Genomic DNA, 18,749 nt, shown 5'->3' on the forward strand with positions numbered 1-18,749 from the left:
CCCGTCCGGACCGTCGGCGACCGGGTCAGTCGTCGCTGCGTGCTCCGAAGACGATCTCGTCCCAGCTCGGCATCGACGCTCGACCCCGGCGGAAGCCGCCGCGGGCGCTCGACGGAGCCTGCTCTTTGGCGGGAGCGGGAGCGGCGGCGGCCGGCGGGGCCGAGCGCTCGGGCTCCGGGGCCTTCTCGACGACCGGAGCCTCCTGCACGGGCTCCTCGCGCACGCGGAGCGACGAGGCGTGATCGCGCTCGCCCCGGCGGCGGCGCAGGGCGTCGAGCAGGTCGGCGGTGTCGTTGAGGTTCCGCTCGCGCTGCTCGGTGGTGGACGAGACGCGGGGGAGGGTCGAGACCACGCGGGGCGTCTCGGCGAGGGCCGGCTGCGGCTCCGTGTCCGACGGACGGACCGCCGCCGGGCGGGCGTGCGGAAGGGCGGACGGCCGCCCGGACGCCGGGTGCTCGCCGCGGGCGCTCTTCGAGTCGCTCGAGCGGGAGAAGGCGTCGGTGTCGAAGCGGGTCGCGAGCTCGTCCACCGCGGCGGGGATGACGGCGCGCAGGCGCGGGATGAGGGTCGGCCGGATCTCGCCCTGCTGGGAGAGCGTCGTGGCCTCCGCCGTCAGCGGCGAGAGCAGCGCCTTCCGCGGGTCGAAGCGCCAGCGCGCGTCGTGGTCGATCTCGTCCGAGCGGAACAGGAGCTTGACGACCCAGCCGTCCTCCTCCTTCCAGCTCGACCACTGCTCACCCTCGGCGCCGAGGGAGGCGAGGCGCTCGCGGATGACATCGCCGAACGGAGTGCCCTCCTCGAGGGGATCGGGGTCGGCGCTGGTGTACACGCGGACCGAGAGGGCGGAGGCGACGACGTGCTCGCGCTCGGCGGTCACGGGGCCCTCGAAGCGCTGGACGTGCTCCAGCGAGGCGCCCGTGAGCTCCGCGACCTCCTCGGGCGAGAGCCCGGAGCGGATGTGGGCCTGGATCTCGCGGGGCGAGACGCGCGTCTCGCGCGGCGGCAGCGAGTGTACGCGGGGGCGGAGCTGGCTCTGCAGCGTCTCGTCGATCCGCACCGAGAACCGTTCGCCTCCGTCGGAGACGAGGACGAGCGATCCGCTCTCGACGCCGATCACCTTCAGTTCCATCATCGTGCGGGACCTCCTTCTGGACGCGAACGGGGCAAGGATGACACGGGTTGCGCCCGATGCCCGGGAATACCGCGGGCGGGTCGAAAGTTGGCCCGGACGGAGGCGCTGACAGGCGGTGTCAACCACGGATCCATTTGGTTTGCGAATCGATACGTCTTGATGCACACTGTCCCCGCCGATTTGTTGAACAGCTGAATATAAGAAGTGGATGGGAATGGCTACGGACTACGACGCCCCCCGCAAGACCGATGACGACTCCGAGTCGATCGAGGCCCTGAAGGAGCGAGTCCCCGACAAGATGTCCGGAGTCGTCGACGTCGATGACGCCGACAACCCGGGCGGATTCGAACTGCCCGGCGCCGATCTCTCCGACCTCGATCTGGACGTCGTGGTCCTTCCGCCCCAGGCGGACGAATTCACGTGCGTGAGCTGCTTCCTCGTGAAGCACCGCTCTCAGATCGACCACGAGGAGAAGCTGGGACCGATCTGCCTGGAGTGCGCCGCCTAGGCCTCTCCACGCCCCGAAGGACGACCGCTCCGTCGCCGTGATCCCCGGATCGCGGCGACGATGTCGTTCGGGCGGCGACTCGACAGCAGCCAGTAGGGCGTCGGGTCCTCCGGATCCTCGATCGGCACCCGCACCACGTCGCGCACCCACCCGCGGATGACGAGGTAGGCCCGCGCGTCCAGCCGCGGCCCGCGCTCCGCGAACGCCTGCTGACCCTCATGGGTCGTGGGCTCGCCCACGAGCTCCAGCGGGATGCGCGCCCGACCGGCCCGCAGCTCCCCGTCGACGACCTCGATCACGGGCGAGAGCGCGAGCAGGGCGCCGATCGTCCCTCCGTAGAGCACGAGCGCGACGACGACGCCGACGACCGGATCGATCGGCGCGAAGACCAGGATGCTGGCGGGGATCACGAGGGCTGTGGAGACGAAGAGCCACGGCGCGGGCCAGAGCCTCTCCCGGTAGGACTGCATGTCCCTATTGCATCAGACAACTGGTCTACCCTCGTCACGTGAACGAATCCGTCGACGTCCCGATCCGCGCGGACAGCATCCCCGGCTACGCGCACCCCGGAGACGCCGGCGCCGATCTGCGAGCGAGCGAGGACGTCGTCCTCGCCCCGGGTCGTCGAGCCAGCGTCGGCACCGGAGTGGCGATCGCCCTCCCCGACGGCCACGTCGGCTTCGTCGTCCCGCGCAGCGGCCTCGCCTTCAAGCACGGCATCACCATCGTCAACGCCCCCGGCACGATCGACGCCGGCTACCGGGGCGAGATCCGCGTCGCGCTCCTCAACACCGACGCGGAGCAGACGTACCGCGTCTCGGCGGGCGACCGGATCGCGCAGCTCGTGATCGTCCCCGTCGTGCGCGCGCGCTTCACCCCGGTCGACGACCTCCCCGACTCCGTGCGCGGGCTCGGCGGCTTCGGGTCGACCGGCTACGACGCCTCCACGACCAGCACTCCGAAGGAGAACGCATGAGCGACATCCAGGCAGCGACCGGCTCGGACGCGACGGCCGAGACCGTCGAGCAGGACTTCGAGAAGTCCGCTCCCGCGGATCGCGCGGAGGCGGGGCCCCTCGACGAGCGCGAGGCCAACCCCGTCCGTCCGTACATCGACCTCGGCGGAGTGAAGGTGCTCCCGCGCGAGGGCATGCACATCCGCCTCGAGGTCGAGGAGGGGACGAAGCGGGTCATCGCCGTCGGCCTCGACTACGCCGGCTCGACCCTGCAGGTGCAGCCGTTCGCCGCACCGCGCTCGTCCGGCCTGTGGCACGAGATCCGCGGTCAGATCGCCGACCAGGTCGCCAAGCAGGGCGGCCGCACGGCCGAGCGGGAGGGCGTCTTCGGCCCTGAGCTCGTCGCCCAGCTCCCGATCGCGGGCGGGGAGTCGCGCGTCGCCCGGTTCGTCGGCGTCGACGGCCCCCGCTGGTTCCTGCGCGGAGTGATCGCCGGCGCGGGCGCGGTGAACCAGGAGGCTGCGGCCGCGGTCGAGGACCTCTTCCGCAGCATCGTCGTCGTGCGCGGATCCGGTCCCATGCCTCCACGGGACCTGATCCCGCTGAAGGTCCCCACCGGCGGCCAGACCCAGCAGAGCGCGAGCTGACCCGCATGGAGCAGAGCCCGCCCGAGCCGCGGCCGGGGGAGCCCGGAGCTCCCCGACCCGAGGTGGGCGAGGCGATCGCGCAGGCGGCGCGCCGCTCCGCACTCGGCGCCGTCGCCGACGGCGAGCCGTTCGACGGCCGCGCGCTCCTGCGGTCGATGGGCGGCGTCCGCGGGATCCTCGAGGCGGTCGTGCCGGGAGTCGCCTTCGTGCTCCTCTTCACCATCACCGGCGAGCTCGTGCTCTCGCTCGTCGCGTCGGTCGGCCTGGCGGTCGCCTTCACCGTCGCCCGGGTCCTCGGGCGCACTCCCGTCATCCAGGCCGTGGGCGGACTGCTCGGCGTCGTGGTGTCGGCGGTCCTCGCGCTGGTCACCGGGCGCGCGGTCGACAACTTCGTGCCGGGACTGATCACCAACCTCGTCTACGGCGCGGTCTTCCTCGTGTCCGTCCTGGTGCGCTGGCCGCTCATCGGAGTGGCCGCCGGCTACCTGATGGGCGACGGCACCGCATGGCGTGACGACAAGCGCAGGCGCCGCCTCTTCGGGGCGCTGACGCTCGCCTGGGCCGGGCTGTTCCTGCTCCGCCTGGCCGTGCAGTACCCGCTGTTCCTCGCCGAGGACACGACCGCCCTGGGCACCTGGAAGCTCGTGCTGGGCCTTCCGCTCTACGCGCCCCTGCTCGTGCTCACGGTCCTCGCCGTCCGCGCCGAGTACCGCGGAGCCCGCGACGGCGAGGACGAGGACGTCGCCGCGCCGCGTGCGTGACGGCCCCGTCGTGCACGTAGAATTGTCTCGACGTCGAGATAAATAGCTCCCGTCCGCCGCGCGCACGGACGCGCGGCGCAGCGGGTGCGGCGACGCACCGGTGTTAGGTCCTCCTTGGTGGAGGCCGCTCTGCGCGGTCGCCAAGATGGACTCGGATATGTGGGTCCGCCCGTCGGCGGGATCCACGTCAGCGAAGGAGAGGGCGACGTGTCCGCGGTAGACAGCTTTGGATCGAAAGACACTCTGAAGGTCGGGCAGACCGACTACGAGGTGTTCCGCATCGACCGGGTCCCCGGTCACGAGAAGCTCCCGTTCAGCCTGAAGGTGCTGCTCGAGAACCTCCTCCGCACGGAGGACGGCGCGAACATCACCGCCGACCACATCCGCGCCCTCGGCGAGTGGGTACCGGAGTCGGAGCCCGACACCGAGATCCAGTTCACGCCCGCGCGCGTGGTCATGCAGGACTTCACCGGCGTGCCCTGCATCGTCGACCTCGCCACCATGCGCGAGGCCGTCGCGGCCCTCGGCGGCGACCCGGACAAGATCAACCCGCTCGCTCCGGCAGAGATGGTCATCGACCACTCCGTCATCGCCGACCTGTTCGGCACCGAGGACGCCCTCGAGCGCAACGTCGAGCTCGAGTACGAGCGCAACGGCGAGCGGTACCAGTTCCTCCGCTGGGGCCAGACGGCCTTCGACGACTTCAAGGTCGTCCCGCCCGGAACGGGCATCGTGCACCAGGTCAACATCGAGTACCTCGCCCGGGTCACCATGACCCGCGAGATCGGCGGAGTCCTGCGCGCCTACCCCGACACCTGCGTCGGCACCGACTCGCACACCACGATGGTCAACGGCCTCGGCGTGCTGGGCTGGGGCGTCGGCGGCATCGAGGCCGAGGCTGCCATGCTCGGCCAGCCCGTCTCGATGCTCATCCCGAAGGTCGTCGGCTTCAAGCTGTCCGGCGCGATCCCCACGGGCGTCACCGCGACCGACGTCGTGCTGACCATCACCGAGATGCTGCGCAAGCACGGCGTCGTCGGCAAGTTCGTCGAGTTCTACGGAGCCGGCGTCGCCGAGGTGCCCCTCGCGAACCGCGCGACCATCGGCAACATGAGCCCCGAGTTCGGCTCGACCGCCGCCATGTTCCCGATCGACGACGTGACCCTCGACTACCTGCGCCTCACGGGCCGCAGCGACGAGCAGATCGCCCTCGTCGAGCAGTACTCGAAGCTGCAGAAGCTCTGGCACGACGCCGACGTGGAGCCCGTCTTCAGCGAGTACCTCGAGCTCGACCTCAGCACCGTCGTCCCGTCGATCGCCGGCCCGAAGCGTCCGCAGGACCGCATCGAGCTGACCTCGGCCAAGACGCAGTTCGAGTCGGACCTCAACAACTACGCCGACGTCTCGCACGACATCGTCGACCTCACCATCGCCGAGTCCTTCCCCGCGTCGGACCCGGGCGAGCTCCAGCCGCAGGACGCGCACAGCTCGCACGAGCACATCCACCGCTCGCACGCGCCGAGCACGGCCTCCAAGCCCACCACGGTGGAGCTCGGCGACCGCGGCGAGACGTTCACCATCGACCACGGCGCCGTCGCGATCGCGGCGATCACGTCGTGCACCAACACGTCGAACCCCTCCGTGATGCTGGCCGCGGGCCTGCTCGCGCGGAACGCCGCGCAGAAGGGCCTCAAGGCCAAGCCGTGGGTCAAGACGACCCTCGCGCCCGGGTCGAAGGTCGTCACCGACTACTACGAGAAGGCCGGCCTGACCGAGTCCCTCGAGGCGCTCGGCTTCTACACCGTCGGCTACGGCTGCACGACCTGCATCGGCAACTCCGGTCCGCTGCTCGAGGAGATCTCGGCCGCGGTCCAGGACAACGACCTCGCTGTGACGGCGGTGCTCTCGGGCAACCGCAACTTCGAGGGCCGCATCAACCCCGACGTCAAGATGAACTACCTGGCGAGCCCGCCGCTGGTCATCGCGTACGCCCTCGCCGGATCGATGAACTTCGACTTCGAGGTCGACGCGCTCGGCACCGACGGAGACGGCAACGACGTGTTCCTCAAGGACATCTGGCCCGACGCGGCCGAGGTGCAGGCGACGATCGACTCGTCGATCGACAAGTCGATGTTCGACACGCAGTACAGCGGCGTGTTCGACGGCGACGAGCGCTGGCGCTCGCTCCAGACCCCCGAGGGCGCGACCTTCGAGTGGGACGAGGAGTCGACGTACGTGCGCAAGCCCCCGTACTTCGACGGCATGACGATGGAGACGACCCCGGTCACCGACATCGCCTCCGCCCGCGTGCTCGCGAAGCTCGGCGACTCCGTCACGACCGACCACATCAGCCCCGCCGGCTCGATCAAGGCCGACAGCCCCGCCGGCCAGTACCTGGCCGAGCACCGCGTCGACCGGAAGGACTACAACTCCTACGGATCGCGTCGCGGCAACCACGAGGTCATGATCCGCGGCACGTTCGCGAACATCCGCCTGAAGAACCAGCTGCTGGACGGCGTGGAGGGCGGCTACACCCGCGACTTCACACAGCCCGACGCTCCCCAGTCGTTCATCTACGACGCGTCGCAGAACTACCAGGCCGAGGGCACGCCCCTCGTCATCCTGGGCGGCAAGGAGTACGGCTCCGGATCCTCGCGCGACTGGGCGGCGAAGGGCACGAGCCTCCTGGGCGTCAAGGCGGTCATCGTCGAGAGCTTCGAGCGGATCCACCGCTCGAACCTCATCGGCATGGGCGTCATCCCGCTCCAGTTCCCCGCCGGCGAGACCTGGGCCTCGCTCGGGCTGGACGGCACCGAGTCGATCAGCATCTCGGGCATCGAGGCGCTGAACGAGGGCGTCACGCCCAAGACGGTGCACGTCGTCGCCGAGCCGACCGCCCACTCGCCCGAGGGCAAGCAGCCGATCGAGTTCGACGCGGTCGTCCGCATCGACACCCCCGGCGAGGCCGACTACTACCGCAACGGCGGGATCCTGCAGTACGTCCTCCGCTCGCTCGTCTAGCGCCGACACGCCTGTGCGCCTTCCCGCAAGGGGGAGGCGCACAGGCGTTCCCGTGGGCCCGCGTGCGTAGACTCGGGAGACGTCCACTCCCTCTCATCGACCCCGGAAGGCGGCGCGAATGGCTGTTCTCGAGACCATCGGCGGACCGCGCGACCTCGATCGCCTGACCCGCACCGAGCTCGAGGCACTGGCGCAGGAGATCCGGGACTTCCTGGTGCGCGAGGTCTCGAAGACCGGCGGCCACCTCGGACCGAACCTCGGGGTCGTCGAGACGACGATCGCGATCCACCGGGTCTTCGACTCGCCGCGCGACGCGATCATCTTCGACACGGGGCACCAGTCGTACGTCCACAAGCTGCTCACCGGTCGTCAGGACTTCTCGGGCCTCCGCCAGCGCGGCGGCCTCGCGGGCTACCCGCAGCGCTCGGAGTCGCCGCACGACATCGTCGAGAGCTCGCACGCCTCGAGCTCGCTCTCGTGGGCCGACGGCATCTCGCGCGCGTTCACGATGACCGGGCAGACCGACCGCCACGTCGTCGCCGTCGTGGGCGACGGCGCCCTGACCGGCGGCATGACGTGGGAAGCGCTGAACAACATCAGCGACGACAACGCCCGCGGTCTCGTCATCGTCGTCAACGACAACGGCCGCTCCTACGCGCCGACGATCGGCGGCATGGCGCGGTTCCTCAACGGCGTGCGCACGAAGCGCAGCTACCGCACCCTGCACCGCGGCTCGCGCGCCGTGTCGGAGCGCCTGGGCAGCCCCGCCGCCGCCGTGTACCGCGGCGTGCGCGGAGGCATGCACGGCTTCCTCAGCCGCTTCATCAACAACGAGGCGCTGTACTCCAACCTCGACATCAAGTACCTCGGCCCCATCGACGGCCACGACGTGACCGCGATGGAGGAGGCGCTCCAGCAGGCCAAGGACTACGGCCAGCCGGTCATCGTCCACGCGATCACGCAGAAGGGCAAGGGCTTCGGCCCGGCGGTGAAGGACCTGGCCGACCAGTTCCACGCTGTCGGCCAGATCGACCCCGAGACCGGCGAGCCGCTGGCCGCCCCCGGCGCCCGCTCGTGGACCTCGGTCTTCGCCGAGGAGATCGTGACCCTCGCCGACGAGGACGCGACGATCGTCGGCATCACCGCCGCGATGCTCCGACCGGTCGGGCTGCACAAGATGGCCGAGAAGCACCCCGACCGCGTCTTCGACGTCGGCATCGCGGAGCAGCACGCCGTGACGTCCGCGGCCGGGCTCGCGTTCGGCGGCCTCCACCCCGTCGTGGCCCTCTACGCGACCTTCGTCAACCGCGCCTTCGACCAGGTGCTGATGGACGTGGCGCTGCACCGCGCCGGCGTCACCTTCGTGCTCGACCGCGCGGGAGTGACCGGGCCGGACGGCCCGAGCCACCACGGCATGTGGGACCTCGCGATCCTGCAGGTCGTGCCGAACATCCGGCTCTCGGCGCCGCGCGACTCGGTCCGTCTGCGCGAGGAGCTGCGGGAGGCCGTCGGCGTCACGGACGCTCCGACCGTCGTGCGCTTCTCGAAGGGCAACGTCGGCGAGGAGATCGAGGCCCTCGAGCGCCTCTCCGACGGCGTCGACGTGCTCTCGCGCGCCGAGCGCCAGGACGTGCTGATCGTCACCGTCGGCCCCATGGCGACGATGGGCCTCGACGTCGCGCGCCGCCTCGCAGCGCAGGGCATCGGCGCCACGGTCGTCGACCCGCGCTGGGTCGTCCCCGTGCCCGCCAGCATCATCGAGCTCGCCCGCGACCACCGTCTCGTCATCTCGATCGAGGACGGCGTCCGCGTGGGGGGCATCGGCACCCGGATCCGCCAGGACCTGCGGGAGGCGGGCGTCGACACCGCGGTGACCGAGCTCGGCCTGCCGGACCAGTTCCTCGACCACGCGAAGCGCGAGGAGATCCTGGAGGACGTCGGGCTCACTCCGCAGCACATCGCGCGGGACGTCGTGGCCCAGGTGCTCGGCAGCAAGATCCCCGTGGCGCGCCCGCTGCCCGAGGAGGCCGAGGCGCACGACGAGGCCCGCACCGACTGACGAGTCCGGTCTCCGGACCGTTCAGAGCCGGTAGACGAGCTCGATCGCCCCGCCCGAGAACGGTGTCGTGCCGACGAGCTCGAACGGCTCGGTGCGGCGCACCGGGAGCAGCGGCCGACCGCTCCCGAGAACGACGGGCATGATCGTGACCCGCATCTCGTCCAGCGCTCCGATCTCGGCGAAGCCGGCCGCGACGCCTCCTCCGCCGACGACCCAGACGTCGCGGCCGCCGGCCGACTCCCGGATCGCAGGGAGTAGCTCGGCGAGGTCGCCGGCGGCGAACCGCACCTCGCCGCCGTCGGGCTGAGGGCGGTCGACGGAGGTCAGCACCCAGGCGGGGAGCTCGTACGGCCAGGCGCCCTCGCGGCGGACGAACTCGTACGTCGTCGAGCCCATCACCACCGCGCCCACGGTTCCGAGGAAGCGGTCGTAGTGCTCCTGGAAGGCCTCGAAGCCGAACTGGAGGAGCCAGCCGAGGCCGTCGTCGGAGTCGGCGATGAAGGCGTCGAGGGAGGAGGCGACGGAGTAGACGATGCGGGTCATGCGCAGACAGTAGAGCGGACGTCCGACACCGGCCTCGGGCGCGGGCCCGAGGGGTGGAGAAGCACCTCCGGCGCGGGAACCGCCGGCTCCGGTGAGCCGGACCGGTTCCCGCGAGCCGGTGGTGCTGTCGTCAGTCGACGCCGCGGAGCACCGGGTGGTGGAAGGTGTCGCCGAACGCCCGCTCGCTCGCGCCCACCCGATCGAGGTAGGGCGTCAGCCCGCCCATCTGGAACGGGTAGCCGGCCCCCAGGATCAGGCAGAGGTCGATGTCCTCGGCGGCGTGGACCACGTCGTCGTCGAGCATCCGCTTCACCTCGTCCGCGAGACCCGTCTCGACCCGCGCACGCAGCTCCTCGGCGGTCATCGGATCCGTTCCCCCCGCGACGATCGCCACCGCGCGCTTGTCGACGCCCTTCACCCGGCCCTTCGAGTCGCGGTCGAAGACGTGGCCGAGCTCGGCCAGGCGGTGCAGGTTCGCGCTGTCGAAGAAGCGGTCGGGGAAGGCGGCGTGATGCGTGTCGAGCACGTGCGCCCCGACCTTCAGCCCGACGAGCTCGAGCAGCTCGAACGGGGTCATCGGCAGCCCGAACGGAGCGAGCGACTGCTCGACCACCTCGAACGGCGTGCCGGTGTCCACGGCGTGCATCGCCTCTCCGAGGACCTTCGCGAGAACGCGGTTCACGACGAAGCCCGGGGTGTCGCGCGTGATGACGGCGTTCTTCTTGAGCTTCGCGGCCGTCACCATCGCGGTGGACAGCGTCTCCTCGTCGGTGCGCGGTGTGCGGACGACCTCGATCAGCGGCATGACCGCGACGGGGTTGAAGAAGTGGAAGCCCACGAGCCGCTCGGGGTGCTCGAGCCGCTCGCCGATCCGCTCGACCGACAGCGACGAGGTGTTGGTCGCCAGGACGGCGGTGGGGGAGACGTACCGCTCGATGTCGGCGAAGACGTCCTGCTTCACCGACAGCTCCTCGAAGACGGCCTCGATCACCCAGTCGGCGTCGGCGAAATCAGTGCGATCGGTCGTGCCGGTGACGAGGCTCCTCAGCCGGTTTGCGTCGTCGGGGGAGACCCGGCCCTTCGCGAGCAGCGCGTCGATCTCGCCGACGATGCTCGCCACTCCGCGGTCGACCCGCTCCTGGTCGAGGTCGGTGATGACGACGGGCACCTGCAGCCGGCGGACGAAGAGGAGGGCGAACTGCGTGGCCATCAGTCCCGCGCCGATGACGCCGACCTTCGTGACGGGCTTGGCGAGCGCCTTGTCCGGGGCGCCGGCGGGTCGCTTCGCGCGCTTCTGCACGAGGTCGAAGGCGTACATGCTCGCGCGGAACTGGTCTCCCGAGATCAGGTCGGCGAGAGCCTCGTCCTCGGCGGCGAACCCCTCCTCGCGGGTCGCGCTCCTCGCTCCCTTGAGCAGCTCGAGCGCACGGTAGGGCGAGGCCGCGACGGTCCCGATCCGCGACTCGAGCTGCTTCCGGGCGATGCCGACGGCGACGTCCCACTTCACCATCCGCTCGAGGCGGCCGGGGACGTTCGGGCGCGTGACCGCGACCGTGCCGCCGAGCACGCCGTCGGCCCAGCGCAGCGAGTCCTCGAGGAACGACGCGGACGGGAAGAGCGCGTCCGCGATGCCCAGGTCGAGCACCTCGCGCGCCTTGAGTGTCCGGTTGTTCTTGAGCGGGTTCTCGACCACGACCTTCAGCGCATTCTCGATGCCGATCAGGTTCGGCAGGAGCCAGCTCCCGCCCCAGCCGGGGATGATGCCGAGGAAGACCTCGGGCAGCCCCAGGGCCGGAAGGGAGGCGTCGACGGTGCGGTAGTCGGCGTTGAGGGCGATCTCCGTCCCCCCGCCGAGCGCCAGTCCGTTGATGAACACGAACGACGGGACGCCGAGCTCCGACAGCATGCCGAGCGTGCGATGGCCCAGGCGCGCCAGCTGGCGGCCGATCTCGCGACTCGGGATGCTCCCGACCTTGCTCAGGTCGGCGCCCGCGGCGAGGATGAACGGCTTGCCCGTCACCGCGACGCCCTGGATCGCCCCCGCGGCCGCCCGCTCCTTCTGAGCGATCAGGACGTCGGCGAGCTCGAAGAGCGACGCCGGGCCGAAGGTGTTCGGCCGGGTGTGATCGCGGTCGTTGTCGAGAGTGATCAGCGCGAGCACGCGGCCGCTGGCGAGCGTCACGTCACGGACGTAGGAGTGGGTGACGACCTCTCCGTCGGAGAGTTCGGCGAGGTCCTCGAAACCGTCGAGCATGGTCAGCGTCCCTTCCGTCGTGCGCGCTTGCCGTCGAAGTGCGGGTTCTCCCAGATGACGGTCCCGCCCTGCCCCAGCCCCACGCACATCGCGGTGAGGCCGTAGCGCACCTCGGGGTGCGCCTCGAACTGGCGGGCGAGCTGGATCATCAGCCGCACGCCCGAGGAGGCCAGCGGATGACCGACGGCGATCGCTCCGCCGTACTCGTTCACCCGCGGATCGTCGTCGTCGATGCCGAAGTGGTCGAGGAAGGACAGCACCTGCACGGCGAAGGCCTCGTTCAGCTCGAAGAGCCCGATGTCCTCGATGCCCAGGCCCGCCTTGCGCAGCGCCTTCTCGGTGCTCGGGACCGGTCCGATCCCCATGATCTCGGGCTCGACTCCGGCGAAGGCGAAGCTGACGAGGCGCATCTTCGTCGACAGGCCGAGCTCCTTCGCGGCGTCGGCGCTCGCCAGGAGCGAGACGGTCGCGCCGTCGTTCAGCCCGGAGGAGTTGCCGGCGGTCACCCGGCCGTGCGGGCGGAACGGCGTCCGCAGCCCGGCGAGCCCCTCGAGGGTGGTCTCGGGGCGCGGGGCCTCGTCGGCGGTGGCGAGTCCCCAGCCGGCGGCGCTGCGCGTCGCGACGGGGATCAGGTCGGGCTGGATGTCGCCGGCGGCGTACGCGGCCGCGAGCTTCTGCTGGCTGCGCAGGGCGTAACGGTCGGAGCGCTCCTTGGTGAGCTGGGGGAAGCGGTCGTGGATCCTCTCGGCCGTCTTGCCCATGTTCAGCGCCTCGTCGCCCACGAGCCGCTCCGAGAGGAAGCGCGGGTTCGGATCGGCGTCGAAGCCCATGGGGTGGCGCCCCATGTGCTCGACCCCTCCGGCGAGCACGACGTCGTAGGCGCCGAAGGCGATGCCCCCGGCGGTCGTCGTCACGGAGGTCATCGCTCCGGCGCACATGCGGTCGATCGCGAAGCCGGGGACGGTGCGGGGGAGCCCCGCGAGCAGCGCGGTGGTGCGCCCGAGGGTGAGGCCCTGGTCGCCCTGCTGCGTCGTCGCCGCGATCGCGACGTCGTCGATACGGTCCTTCGGGAGCGACGGATTCCGCTCCAGCAGGCCGACCATCGCCTTCACGACCAGGTCGTCGGCGCGCGTCTGCCAGTACACGCCCTTCTCGCCCGCACGGCCGAACGGAGTACGCACTCCATCGACGAACACGACTTCGGATCTCTCGGCCACAATGCCTCCCAGGAACTCACGGTCGCCCCGATCGTAGGAAGAGCACGGTCGCAGCCGGAATCCTTTGCCGCTTCCTACGAAGCGTTTTCCGTGCTGTCCTCGGCTGCTTGGGCGGCTTCCACAAACGCGGTCACGAGCGGACCGGCGGTCGCGTCGACCTGCCAGGCCCGTGCGCCGTTGCGCCGGAGCTCGGCGGCGACGGTCTCGGGAGTCAGCGGCTCCGGCGGATTCCACGCGAGGCGGCGCAGCAGCTCGGGGGTGAGCAGGTTCTCGACGGGGAGCGAGAGCAGCTCGGCGATCTCGATGACCACCGCGCGCGCCGACTTGAGGCGCAGATCCGCGGGCGGATTGCGATCGCCCCACGCCCGGGGCGGAGGCAGCGTCTCGACGGCGGGCCGCGTCGCCGACGGGAGGTCCTCCGTCGTCAGGCCGCGCTGGATGGCCGCCCACCAGCGCTCGACCTCGCCGCGACTGGCGCGCCCGGTGAAGTCGCGGCGGCCCGAGAGCTGGCCGAGACTGCTGGGGATGTTGCGCGAGACGGCGACGATCGACGAGTCGGGGATGAGCCGGCCGGGTGCGATGTCGCGCTCGCGCGCGAACGCGTCGCGGGCCAGCCAGAGCTCGCGGGCGACGGCGAGGGCGCGCAGCCCGCGGAGGGAGTGCATGCCCGAGAGCCGGCGCCACGGGTCCGGGAGTGCCGCCTTGGGCTGCCGGGCGAGCGTCGCCTCGAACTCCTCCCGCGCGATCCGGGTCTTCCGCGCCTCGACGAGCATCTCCTCCATCCGGTCGCGCAGATCGACGAGCAGCTCGACGTCCTTCGCGGCGTAGACGAGCCAGCTCTGGGGGAGGGGCCTGGTCGACCAGTCGGCCGCGGAGTGCTCCTTCGCCAGGTGGATGCCGAGGAGGTCCTCGACCACTGCGCCGAGGCCCACCTTCGGGAGCCCGAGCAGCCGGGCGGCCAGCTCGGTGTCGAAGATGCGGGTCGGATCGAGGCCGACCTCGCGCAGGCAGGCCAGATCCTGGCTGGCGGCGTGCAGCACCCACTCCTCGTCGCCGATGACGTCCTGCAGGGCGTCCATCCGTCCGATCGCCGGGGGATCGAAGAGGAACGCCCCCGCACCGCGCCGGTAGACCTGGATCAGGTAGGCGCGCTGGGAGTAGGTGAAGCCGGAGGCGCGCTCCGCGTCGACCGCGACGGGCCCCTCGCCTGCGGCGAGGGCGTCGACGGCGGCGAGGAACTCGTCGGGAGTGGAGAGGACGCGGTAATCAGTCACGGTTGTTCCGTCGGAAGGCGAGTGAGGTCACACCGTCGCTCGATACGGGCGGGAGACCCGCGAGCATGCACAACAGCTCCCCCCAGCCTTCCACGTGTGCGGCGAGCTGTGCGTCATCGGGGCTCCAGGAGGCGCGGATCTCGATCTGCGCTCCGTCGCCCTGGGCGGCGAGCTCGCCGAAACCGGTCGAGAGCACCTTCGTCGCGGTGCCCGAGGCGGCGTGGTAGGCGGCTCCCCGGGTGTCGAGCGCGTCGATGAGCCACGACCACGCGACCTCGGCCAGGAAGGGGTCGGTGCCGATCTCGACCTCGAGCGGCGCCTGGGCGAAGCAGACGACCCGGAAGGCGCCGCCCCACTGCTCGGGCTCGTCGGGGTCGTGCAGCAGGATGAAGCGGCCCGTCCCCAGTTCGGAGTCGCGTCCGTGCGCGTGCGGGGACACGTCGCCCGAGAGCGCCAGAGCGTACGGTGCCAGCCCGGTGGGGGACGGGATCTCGGACACGGTGAGCTCGGAACGGGTCGAGACCGCGCGGATCGCCTCCGTCGCGGCCCGGAACTCCTCCGGTGGCTGAGACGGCGCTGGGAAGTCGGGCACGTTCCGAAGACTAGAGTTCCGGCATGCCCGATGCCCGCAGGCACGCCGCGGAGGGCGGTCGGCGCACCGGCGCCCTCCTGCTCGCCCTCCTCGCCCTCCCCGCTCTCGCGTCCGCCGTCGCGCTCGGCGCCTCCGCCCTCGTCACCGCCTTCGTCCGCGGGGTGGTCATCCCGCCGTCGAGGAGGAGCGAGGACGCCCGCGTGCTCGACGTGCGAGCCGACTCCCGCGAGATCGTGCTCGCGGCCGACGCCGACACGACCGTGCGCGGAGGCTTCAGCCTCTGGTTCGACGGCGGCCGCGGTCATGCGCGCGTGGGCCGCGTGCTCGCGACGGGGCAGGGGCGCGTGATCCGCGAGCTCGGTCCGGTGGACCGGGGGACCCTGCGGCCGGGTGCTCGGGGCCGCATCAACGGCTGGCTGCTCCTCTCCCCTCGGGAGACCGGGCTGGCGTTCAGCGCCGAGCAGGTGCCGACGCAGTACGGACCCGCGCCCGCCTGGCTCTTCCCGGCGGGCGACGGCGGCACCTGGGCGATCCACGTGCACGGCCGGGCCACGCACCGCGAGGAGACCCTGCGCGGCGTCGCCGTGTTCCACCGGGCCGGGCTGAGCTCGCTCGTCGTCTCCTACCGCAACGACGGCGACGCTCCGGCGAGTCCCGACGGCCGGTACGGGCTGGGCGACACGGAGTGGCGGGACGTCGACGCGGCGATCCGCTTCGCCCGGCGGCGCGGTGCCCGCTCCGTCGTGCTCGTCGGCTGGTCGATGGGCGGGGCGATCTCCCTGCAGACCGCGCTGCGCTCCTCACTGCGCCACCTGATCGCCGGAGTGGTCCTCGACTCGCCGGTGATCGACTGGCGCGAGACGCTGCGCGGCCAGGCACGGCTCCGGCGCCTCCCTCCCGTGATCGCCGCTCTGGCGCTGACGGCGATGCAGCGGCCGTGGTCGACGGCCGTCACGGGTCAGAGCGAGCTCATCCCGCTGCAGGACCTGGACCTCGTGGCGCGCGCCGAGGAGCTCGCGACGCCGGTGCTCCTGCTGCACAGCGTCGACGACGACTTCGTGCCGAGCACGCCGTCCGAGGCCCTGGCCGCGGCGCGACCGGACCTCGTCGAGCTCGTGCTGGTGCACGGCGCCCGGCACACCCGGATCTGGAACGACGACCCCGAGCGCTGGGAGCACGCCGTCGAGCAGTGGCTCGACCGGCAGGGGATCAGCGGATCCGGGTCCAGCGCGCGTAGGTGAATCCGGCGTCGTCGACCGCGAGCCGCTCGAGCGCGTAGCCCTCGTCGACCGCCGTGCCCGTCGTCGCGACGGGCAGCCCGGGGAGCACCACGCGCGGAGCGGTCGTCAGGCAGATCTCGTCGACGAGGCCCGCCGCGAGGAACTGGCCCGACAGGGAGGCTCCTCCCTCGCAGACGACGCGCTCGAGGCCGAGCGCGGCGAGGGCTGCGAGCATCGCCGCGGCGCTCATCCGTCCCTCGGCAGCGGGGACGCGCACGACCTCGACCCCGGTGGGGAGGGGCCCTGTCGCGGTGAGCGACTCCGGGACGAGCAGGAGCACTCGAGCACCGTCCTGCAGGCGGAGCCGGTGGCCGGCGAGATCACCGCTCGAGGAGACGACGGCGAGCGGCACGCGCCGGGGGACCCGGTAGCCCTCGGCCCGCACGCTCGCGGCGCCCACGAGGACCACCTGGGCCTGGGCGCGGATCACACCCAGGATCGTGCGGTCGACGCGGTTGGTCAGGGTCTCGCTGGTGCCGTCCGAGCCGATGCTCGAGCCGTTGACGCTCGCGATCATGTTGAGGCGGACGCGGACCGCGTCCGCCGGCCGGTAGGCGTCCTCGATCGCGGCCCTCGCGCCGTCGTCCTCCAGCCGGACGACGGGCCCGGCGGGGACGAGCGGCTGCAGGATCACGCGGCCGCGTGCGCGCGGATCTGGCGCTTCGTGCGGCCGAGCAGCGCGCTCATGCCGCGCAGGCGCAGAGGGGAGACCGCCTCGGAGAGGCCGATCGTCTGCGGGAAGTCGTCGGGGACGGCGAGGACCTGCTCGGGAGTCAGCCCGTCGAGGCCCTGGGCGAGGATGGAGGCGAAGCCGCGGGTCGTGGGCGCCTCGCGCGGAGCGGTCGCGTGCAGGTGGATCACGTCGCCCGCGAACTCGACGACGATGAAGACGGGGGACTGGCACTCCTCGACCCGCTCGAAGAGGTCGGGGTGGTCGCGGTAGCGCTCGGGCAGCTCGGGCAGCTCGTTCGAGAACTCGAGGAGGAGCTGCAGCCGCTCCGGCTTCTCGAGGGCGAGGAACTCGTCGCGGATCTCGCGCAGGGCGGCGGGCAGCTGGTCGTCGGTCGGCACCGTGTCGGAAGTCATCGTGTCGATTCTCTCACCGCGCGAGGCCCCGACCGCGGAACGGTCGGGGCCTCGCGGACGGTCAGCGGGCGGCCGGGGCCTCGCCGGGCTCGGAGCCCTTGACGATGGGGACGCGCACGGCGCTGCCCCACTCGGTCCACGAGCCGTCGTAGTTGCGCACGCCCTCGAAGCCGAGGAGGTGCGTGAGGACGAACCACGTGTGCGAGGAGCGCTCGCCGATGCGGCAGTAGGCGATGACGGTGTCGCCGTCGGCGAGGCCCGCTCCGTCGCGGTAGATGCCGTTCAGCTCGTCCAGCGGACGGAAGGTGCCGTCCTCGGCGGCCGCCTTGCCCCACGGCACGTTCTGCGCGCTGGGGATGTGGCCGGCGCGCAGCGTCCCCTCCTCGGGATAGGCGGGGGCCGTGGTGCGCTCGCCCGAGAACTCCTCCGCGGAGCGGACGTCGATCAGCGGGTTGCCGAAGTGCGCGAGCACGTCCTCCTTGAAGGCGCGGATGTCGCCGTCGCGGCGCTCGACGACCGGGTACTCGACCGCCTCGGGCGTCGAGGCGTCGGTGGTCAGCGGGCGGCCGTCGGCGATCCACTTGTCGCGGCCGCCGTCGAGCAGGCGGACGTCCTCGTGGCCGAAGAGCGTGAAGACCCAGAGGGCGTAGGCGGCCCACCAGTTGTTCTTGTCGCCGTAGATGACGACCGTGGTGTCGCGGGCGATGCCCTTGGCGCCGACCAGGGCGGCGAAAGCCGCTCCGTCGATGTAGTCGCGCTCGACGGGGTCGTTGAGATCGGTGTGCCAGTCGACCTTCACGGAGCCGGGGATGTGGCCGGTCTCGTAGAGGAGGACGTCCTCGTCGGACTCCACGACGACGAGGCCGGGAGTGCCGAGCCGGTGCTCCAGCCACTCACCGCTGACGAGTCGTTCGGGGTGCGCGTAGGCGGCGAACTTCGGCGACGGATCGAGTTCAACGGACAAGGAGGACCTCCAGGGTGGTGCGCGGAGCGCGGGCGTGAATCCAGGAGCGGGCTACGCTGGAGCCCGCCCTTCAGCGACAGTACGCGCCCCCGAGCGCGGGTGCACGGAAGGGGCCGTAAGAGTTCGACACAGAGCCGTCCGGGTCCGACACCCGGTCCCGGGGCCCCGTGCCGCACGGTTCGATGCAGAGTCAGACAGAGCGGCCGGCCCCGTCCGGACGCACGATGCGAGGTGCGCGTGATCCCCGACGACGTCCGTTCGACGAGCAGCCTGACGACGCGCTCGCCGCAGATCAGCGGGCACGAGATCGCATCGACGCTCGTGCCGCCGCGGCAGTTCGAGGGCGCGACCTTCGAGAGCTACCGCCCCGACCCGGAGTACCCGTCCCAGGCCGAGGCGGTCGAGGCTCTGCGCGCGTTCGCCGCGGGCGGCGGCTCCCGCGGCGGCGGGGGCGGG

Annotated in this window: 17 protein-coding genes and 1 pseudogene; 8 read left to right on the top strand and 10 right to left on the bottom strand. The window is 71.6% G+C overall.

From position 1 onward, the window contains the following. Window positions 1–25: 25 nt before the first annotated feature. Window positions 26–1,132, bottom strand: a complete 1,107-nt coding sequence (gene sepH, locus B0T42_RS13460) for a septation protein SepH (RefSeq protein WP_077223576.1) — start codon at window positions 1,130–1,132, stop codon at window positions 26–28. Window positions 1,133–1,346: 214 nt separating this feature from the next. On the opposite strand from sepH, the gene B0T42_RS13465 reads away from it, so the two are divergent. Next, a complete protein-coding gene (locus B0T42_RS13465; RefSeq protein ID WP_055792269.1) occupies window positions 1,347–1,640 on the top strand; it encodes a DUF4193 domain-containing protein in 294 nt (97 codons plus the stop codon). Here B0T42_RS13465 and B0T42_RS13470 read toward each other — a convergent pair. After that, window positions 1,637–2,110 carry a DUF3093 domain-containing protein gene (locus B0T42_RS13470; RefSeq protein ID WP_077223577.1) on the bottom strand — a complete coding sequence of 158 codons (474 nt, stop codon included), beginning with the start codon at window positions 2,108–2,110 and terminating at the stop codon, window positions 1,637–1,639. The two genes, B0T42_RS13465 and B0T42_RS13470, sit on opposite strands and share 4 nt — an antisense overlap. 38 nt (window positions 2,111–2,148) lie before the next feature. Here B0T42_RS13470 and dut point away from each other — a divergent pair, with 38 nt between their 5' ends. From dut to dxs, 5 genes are all read left to right on the top strand, one after another. After that, window positions 2,149–2,616, top strand: a complete 468-nt coding sequence (gene dut / locus B0T42_RS13475; RefSeq protein WP_077223578.1) for a dUTP diphosphatase — start codon at window positions 2,149–2,151, stop codon at window positions 2,614–2,616. Next, window positions 2,613–3,242 (top strand): DUF3710 domain-containing protein, encoded by a 630-nt coding sequence (locus B0T42_RS13480; RefSeq protein ID WP_077223579.1) that lies wholly within the window; start codon window positions 2,613–2,615, stop codon window positions 3,240–3,242. The genes dut and B0T42_RS13480 overlap by 4 nt, the downstream gene beginning before the upstream one ends. 5 nt (window positions 3,243–3,247) lie before the next feature. Further along, window positions 3,248–4,003, top strand: a complete 756-nt coding sequence (locus tag B0T42_RS13485) for a DUF3159 domain-containing protein (protein WP_077223580.1) — start codon at window positions 3,248–3,250, stop codon at window positions 4,001–4,003. Window positions 4,004–4,210: 207 nt separating this feature from the next. Continuing rightward, on the top strand, window positions 4,211–7,024 hold the full coding sequence (gene acnA, locus B0T42_RS13490; protein ID WP_077223592.1) for an aconitate hydratase AcnA: 2,814 nt from the start codon (window positions 4,211–4,213) through the stop codon (window positions 7,022–7,024). A 118-nt stretch (window positions 7,025–7,142) separates the two neighbouring features. Then, a complete protein-coding gene (gene dxs, locus B0T42_RS13495) occupies window positions 7,143–9,083 on the top strand; it encodes a 1-deoxy-D-xylulose-5-phosphate synthase (protein WP_077223581.1) in 1,941 nt (646 codons plus the stop codon). Window positions 9,084–9,104: 21 nt separating this feature from the next. Here dxs and B0T42_RS13500 read toward each other — a convergent pair whose 3' ends face one another. The 5 genes from B0T42_RS13500 to B0T42_RS13520 form a co-directional block, all read right to left on the bottom strand. Continuing rightward, window positions 9,105–9,626 (bottom strand): dihydrofolate reductase family protein, encoded by a 522-nt coding sequence (locus tag B0T42_RS13500; RefSeq protein WP_077223582.1) that lies wholly within the window; start codon window positions 9,624–9,626, stop codon window positions 9,105–9,107. A 130-nt stretch (window positions 9,627–9,756) separates the two neighbouring features. Beyond that, window positions 9,757–11,880, bottom strand: coding sequence for a 3-hydroxyacyl-CoA dehydrogenase NAD-binding domain-containing protein (locus B0T42_RS13505; protein ID WP_077223583.1), 2,124 nt, complete (start codon window positions 11,878–11,880; stop codon window positions 9,757–9,759). A gap of 2 nt (window positions 11,881–11,882) precedes the next feature. Beyond that, on the bottom strand, window positions 11,883–13,076 hold the full coding sequence (locus tag B0T42_RS13510) for a thiolase family protein (RefSeq protein ID WP_446737382.1): 1,194 nt from the start codon (window positions 13,074–13,076) through the stop codon (window positions 11,883–11,885). Between the two features lie 95 nt (window positions 13,077–13,171). Next, window positions 13,172–14,371 (bottom strand): ribonuclease D, encoded by a 1,200-nt coding sequence (locus B0T42_RS13515; protein ID WP_077223585.1) that lies wholly within the window; start codon window positions 14,369–14,371, stop codon window positions 13,172–13,174. Beyond that, the gene (locus B0T42_RS13520) at window positions 14,364–14,963 is read right to left on the bottom strand and encodes a DUF3000 domain-containing protein (RefSeq protein ID WP_077223586.1); all 600 of its coding nucleotides are present in this window, start codon (window positions 14,961–14,963) and stop codon (window positions 14,364–14,366) included. The genes B0T42_RS13515 and B0T42_RS13520 overlap by 8 nt, the downstream gene beginning before the upstream one ends. Before the next feature lie 23 nt (window positions 14,964–14,986). On the opposite strand from B0T42_RS13520, the gene B0T42_RS13525 reads away from it, so the two are divergent. Beyond that, window positions 14,987–16,204, top strand: a complete 1,218-nt coding sequence (locus tag B0T42_RS13525; protein ID WP_077223587.1) for an alpha/beta hydrolase — start codon at window positions 14,987–14,989, stop codon at window positions 16,202–16,204. On the opposite strand, the gene B0T42_RS13530 is transcribed toward B0T42_RS13525, so the two are convergent. From B0T42_RS13530 to B0T42_RS13540, 3 genes are all read right to left on the bottom strand, one after another. After that, window positions 16,173–16,877, bottom strand: a complete 705-nt coding sequence (locus tag B0T42_RS13530; protein WP_236720287.1) for a dihydrofolate reductase family protein — start codon at window positions 16,875–16,877, stop codon at window positions 16,173–16,175. The genes B0T42_RS13525 and B0T42_RS13530 overlap by 32 nt on opposite strands. Then, window positions 16,874–17,329, bottom strand: coding sequence for a SufE family protein (locus B0T42_RS13535; protein WP_077223588.1), 456 nt, complete (start codon window positions 17,327–17,329; stop codon window positions 16,874–16,876). The genes B0T42_RS13530 and B0T42_RS13535 overlap by 4 nt, the downstream gene beginning before the upstream one ends. 61 nt (window positions 17,330–17,390) lie before the next feature. Next, window positions 17,391–18,293, bottom strand: a complete 903-nt coding sequence (locus tag B0T42_RS13540; protein WP_077223589.1) for a sulfurtransferase — start codon at window positions 18,291–18,293, stop codon at window positions 17,391–17,393. 237 nt (window positions 18,294–18,530) lie between these two features. Between B0T42_RS13540 and B0T42_RS13545 the strand changes: the two are divergent. Beyond that, window positions 18,531–18,749 (top strand): annotated as a pseudogene (locus tag B0T42_RS13545) (cell division protein ZapE); the annotation flags it as partial.

Origin of the sequence: Rathayibacter rhapontici, assembly GCF_001995175.1 — a bacterium.
GTDB lineage: Bacteria > Actinomycetota > Actinomycetes > Actinomycetales > Microbacteriaceae > Rathayibacter.

Bases quoted from the DNA above. Each gene is read 5' to 3' on its own strand.
- B0T42_RS13480 (WP_077223579.1), top strand. From the start codon at position 2,613: ATGAGCGACATCCAGGCAGCGACCGGCTCGGACGCGACGGCCGAGACC.
- dxs (WP_077223581.1), top strand. From the start codon at position 7,143: ATGGCTGTTCTCGAGACCATCGGCGGACCGCGCGACCTCGATCGCCTG.
- B0T42_RS13535 (WP_077223588.1), bottom strand. From the start codon at position 17,329: ATGACTTCCGACACGGTGCCGACCGACGACCAGCTGCCCGCCGCCCTG.
- B0T42_RS13465 (WP_055792269.1), top strand. From the start codon at position 1,347: ATGGCTACGGACTACGACGCCCCCCGCAAGACCGATGACGACTCCGAG.
- sepH (WP_077223576.1), bottom strand. From the start codon at position 1,132: ATGATGGAACTGAAGGTGATCGGCGTCGAGAGCGGATCGCTCGTCCTC.
- B0T42_RS13525 (WP_077223587.1), top strand. From the start codon at position 14,987: ATGCCCGATGCCCGCAGGCACGCCGCGGAGGGCGGTCGGCGCACCGGC.
- B0T42_RS13505 (WP_077223583.1), bottom strand. From the start codon at position 11,880: ATGCTCGACGGTTTCGAGGACCTCGCCGAACTCTCCGACGGAGAGGTC.
- B0T42_RS13470 (WP_077223577.1), bottom strand. From the start codon at position 2,110: ATGCAGTCCTACCGGGAGAGGCTCTGGCCCGCGCCGTGGCTCTTCGTC.
- B0T42_RS13485 (WP_077223580.1), top strand. From the start codon at position 3,248: ATGGAGCAGAGCCCGCCCGAGCCGCGGCCGGGGGAGCCCGGAGCTCCC.
- B0T42_RS13500 (WP_077223582.1), bottom strand. From the start codon at position 9,626: ATGACCCGCATCGTCTACTCCGTCGCCTCCTCCCTCGACGCCTTCATC.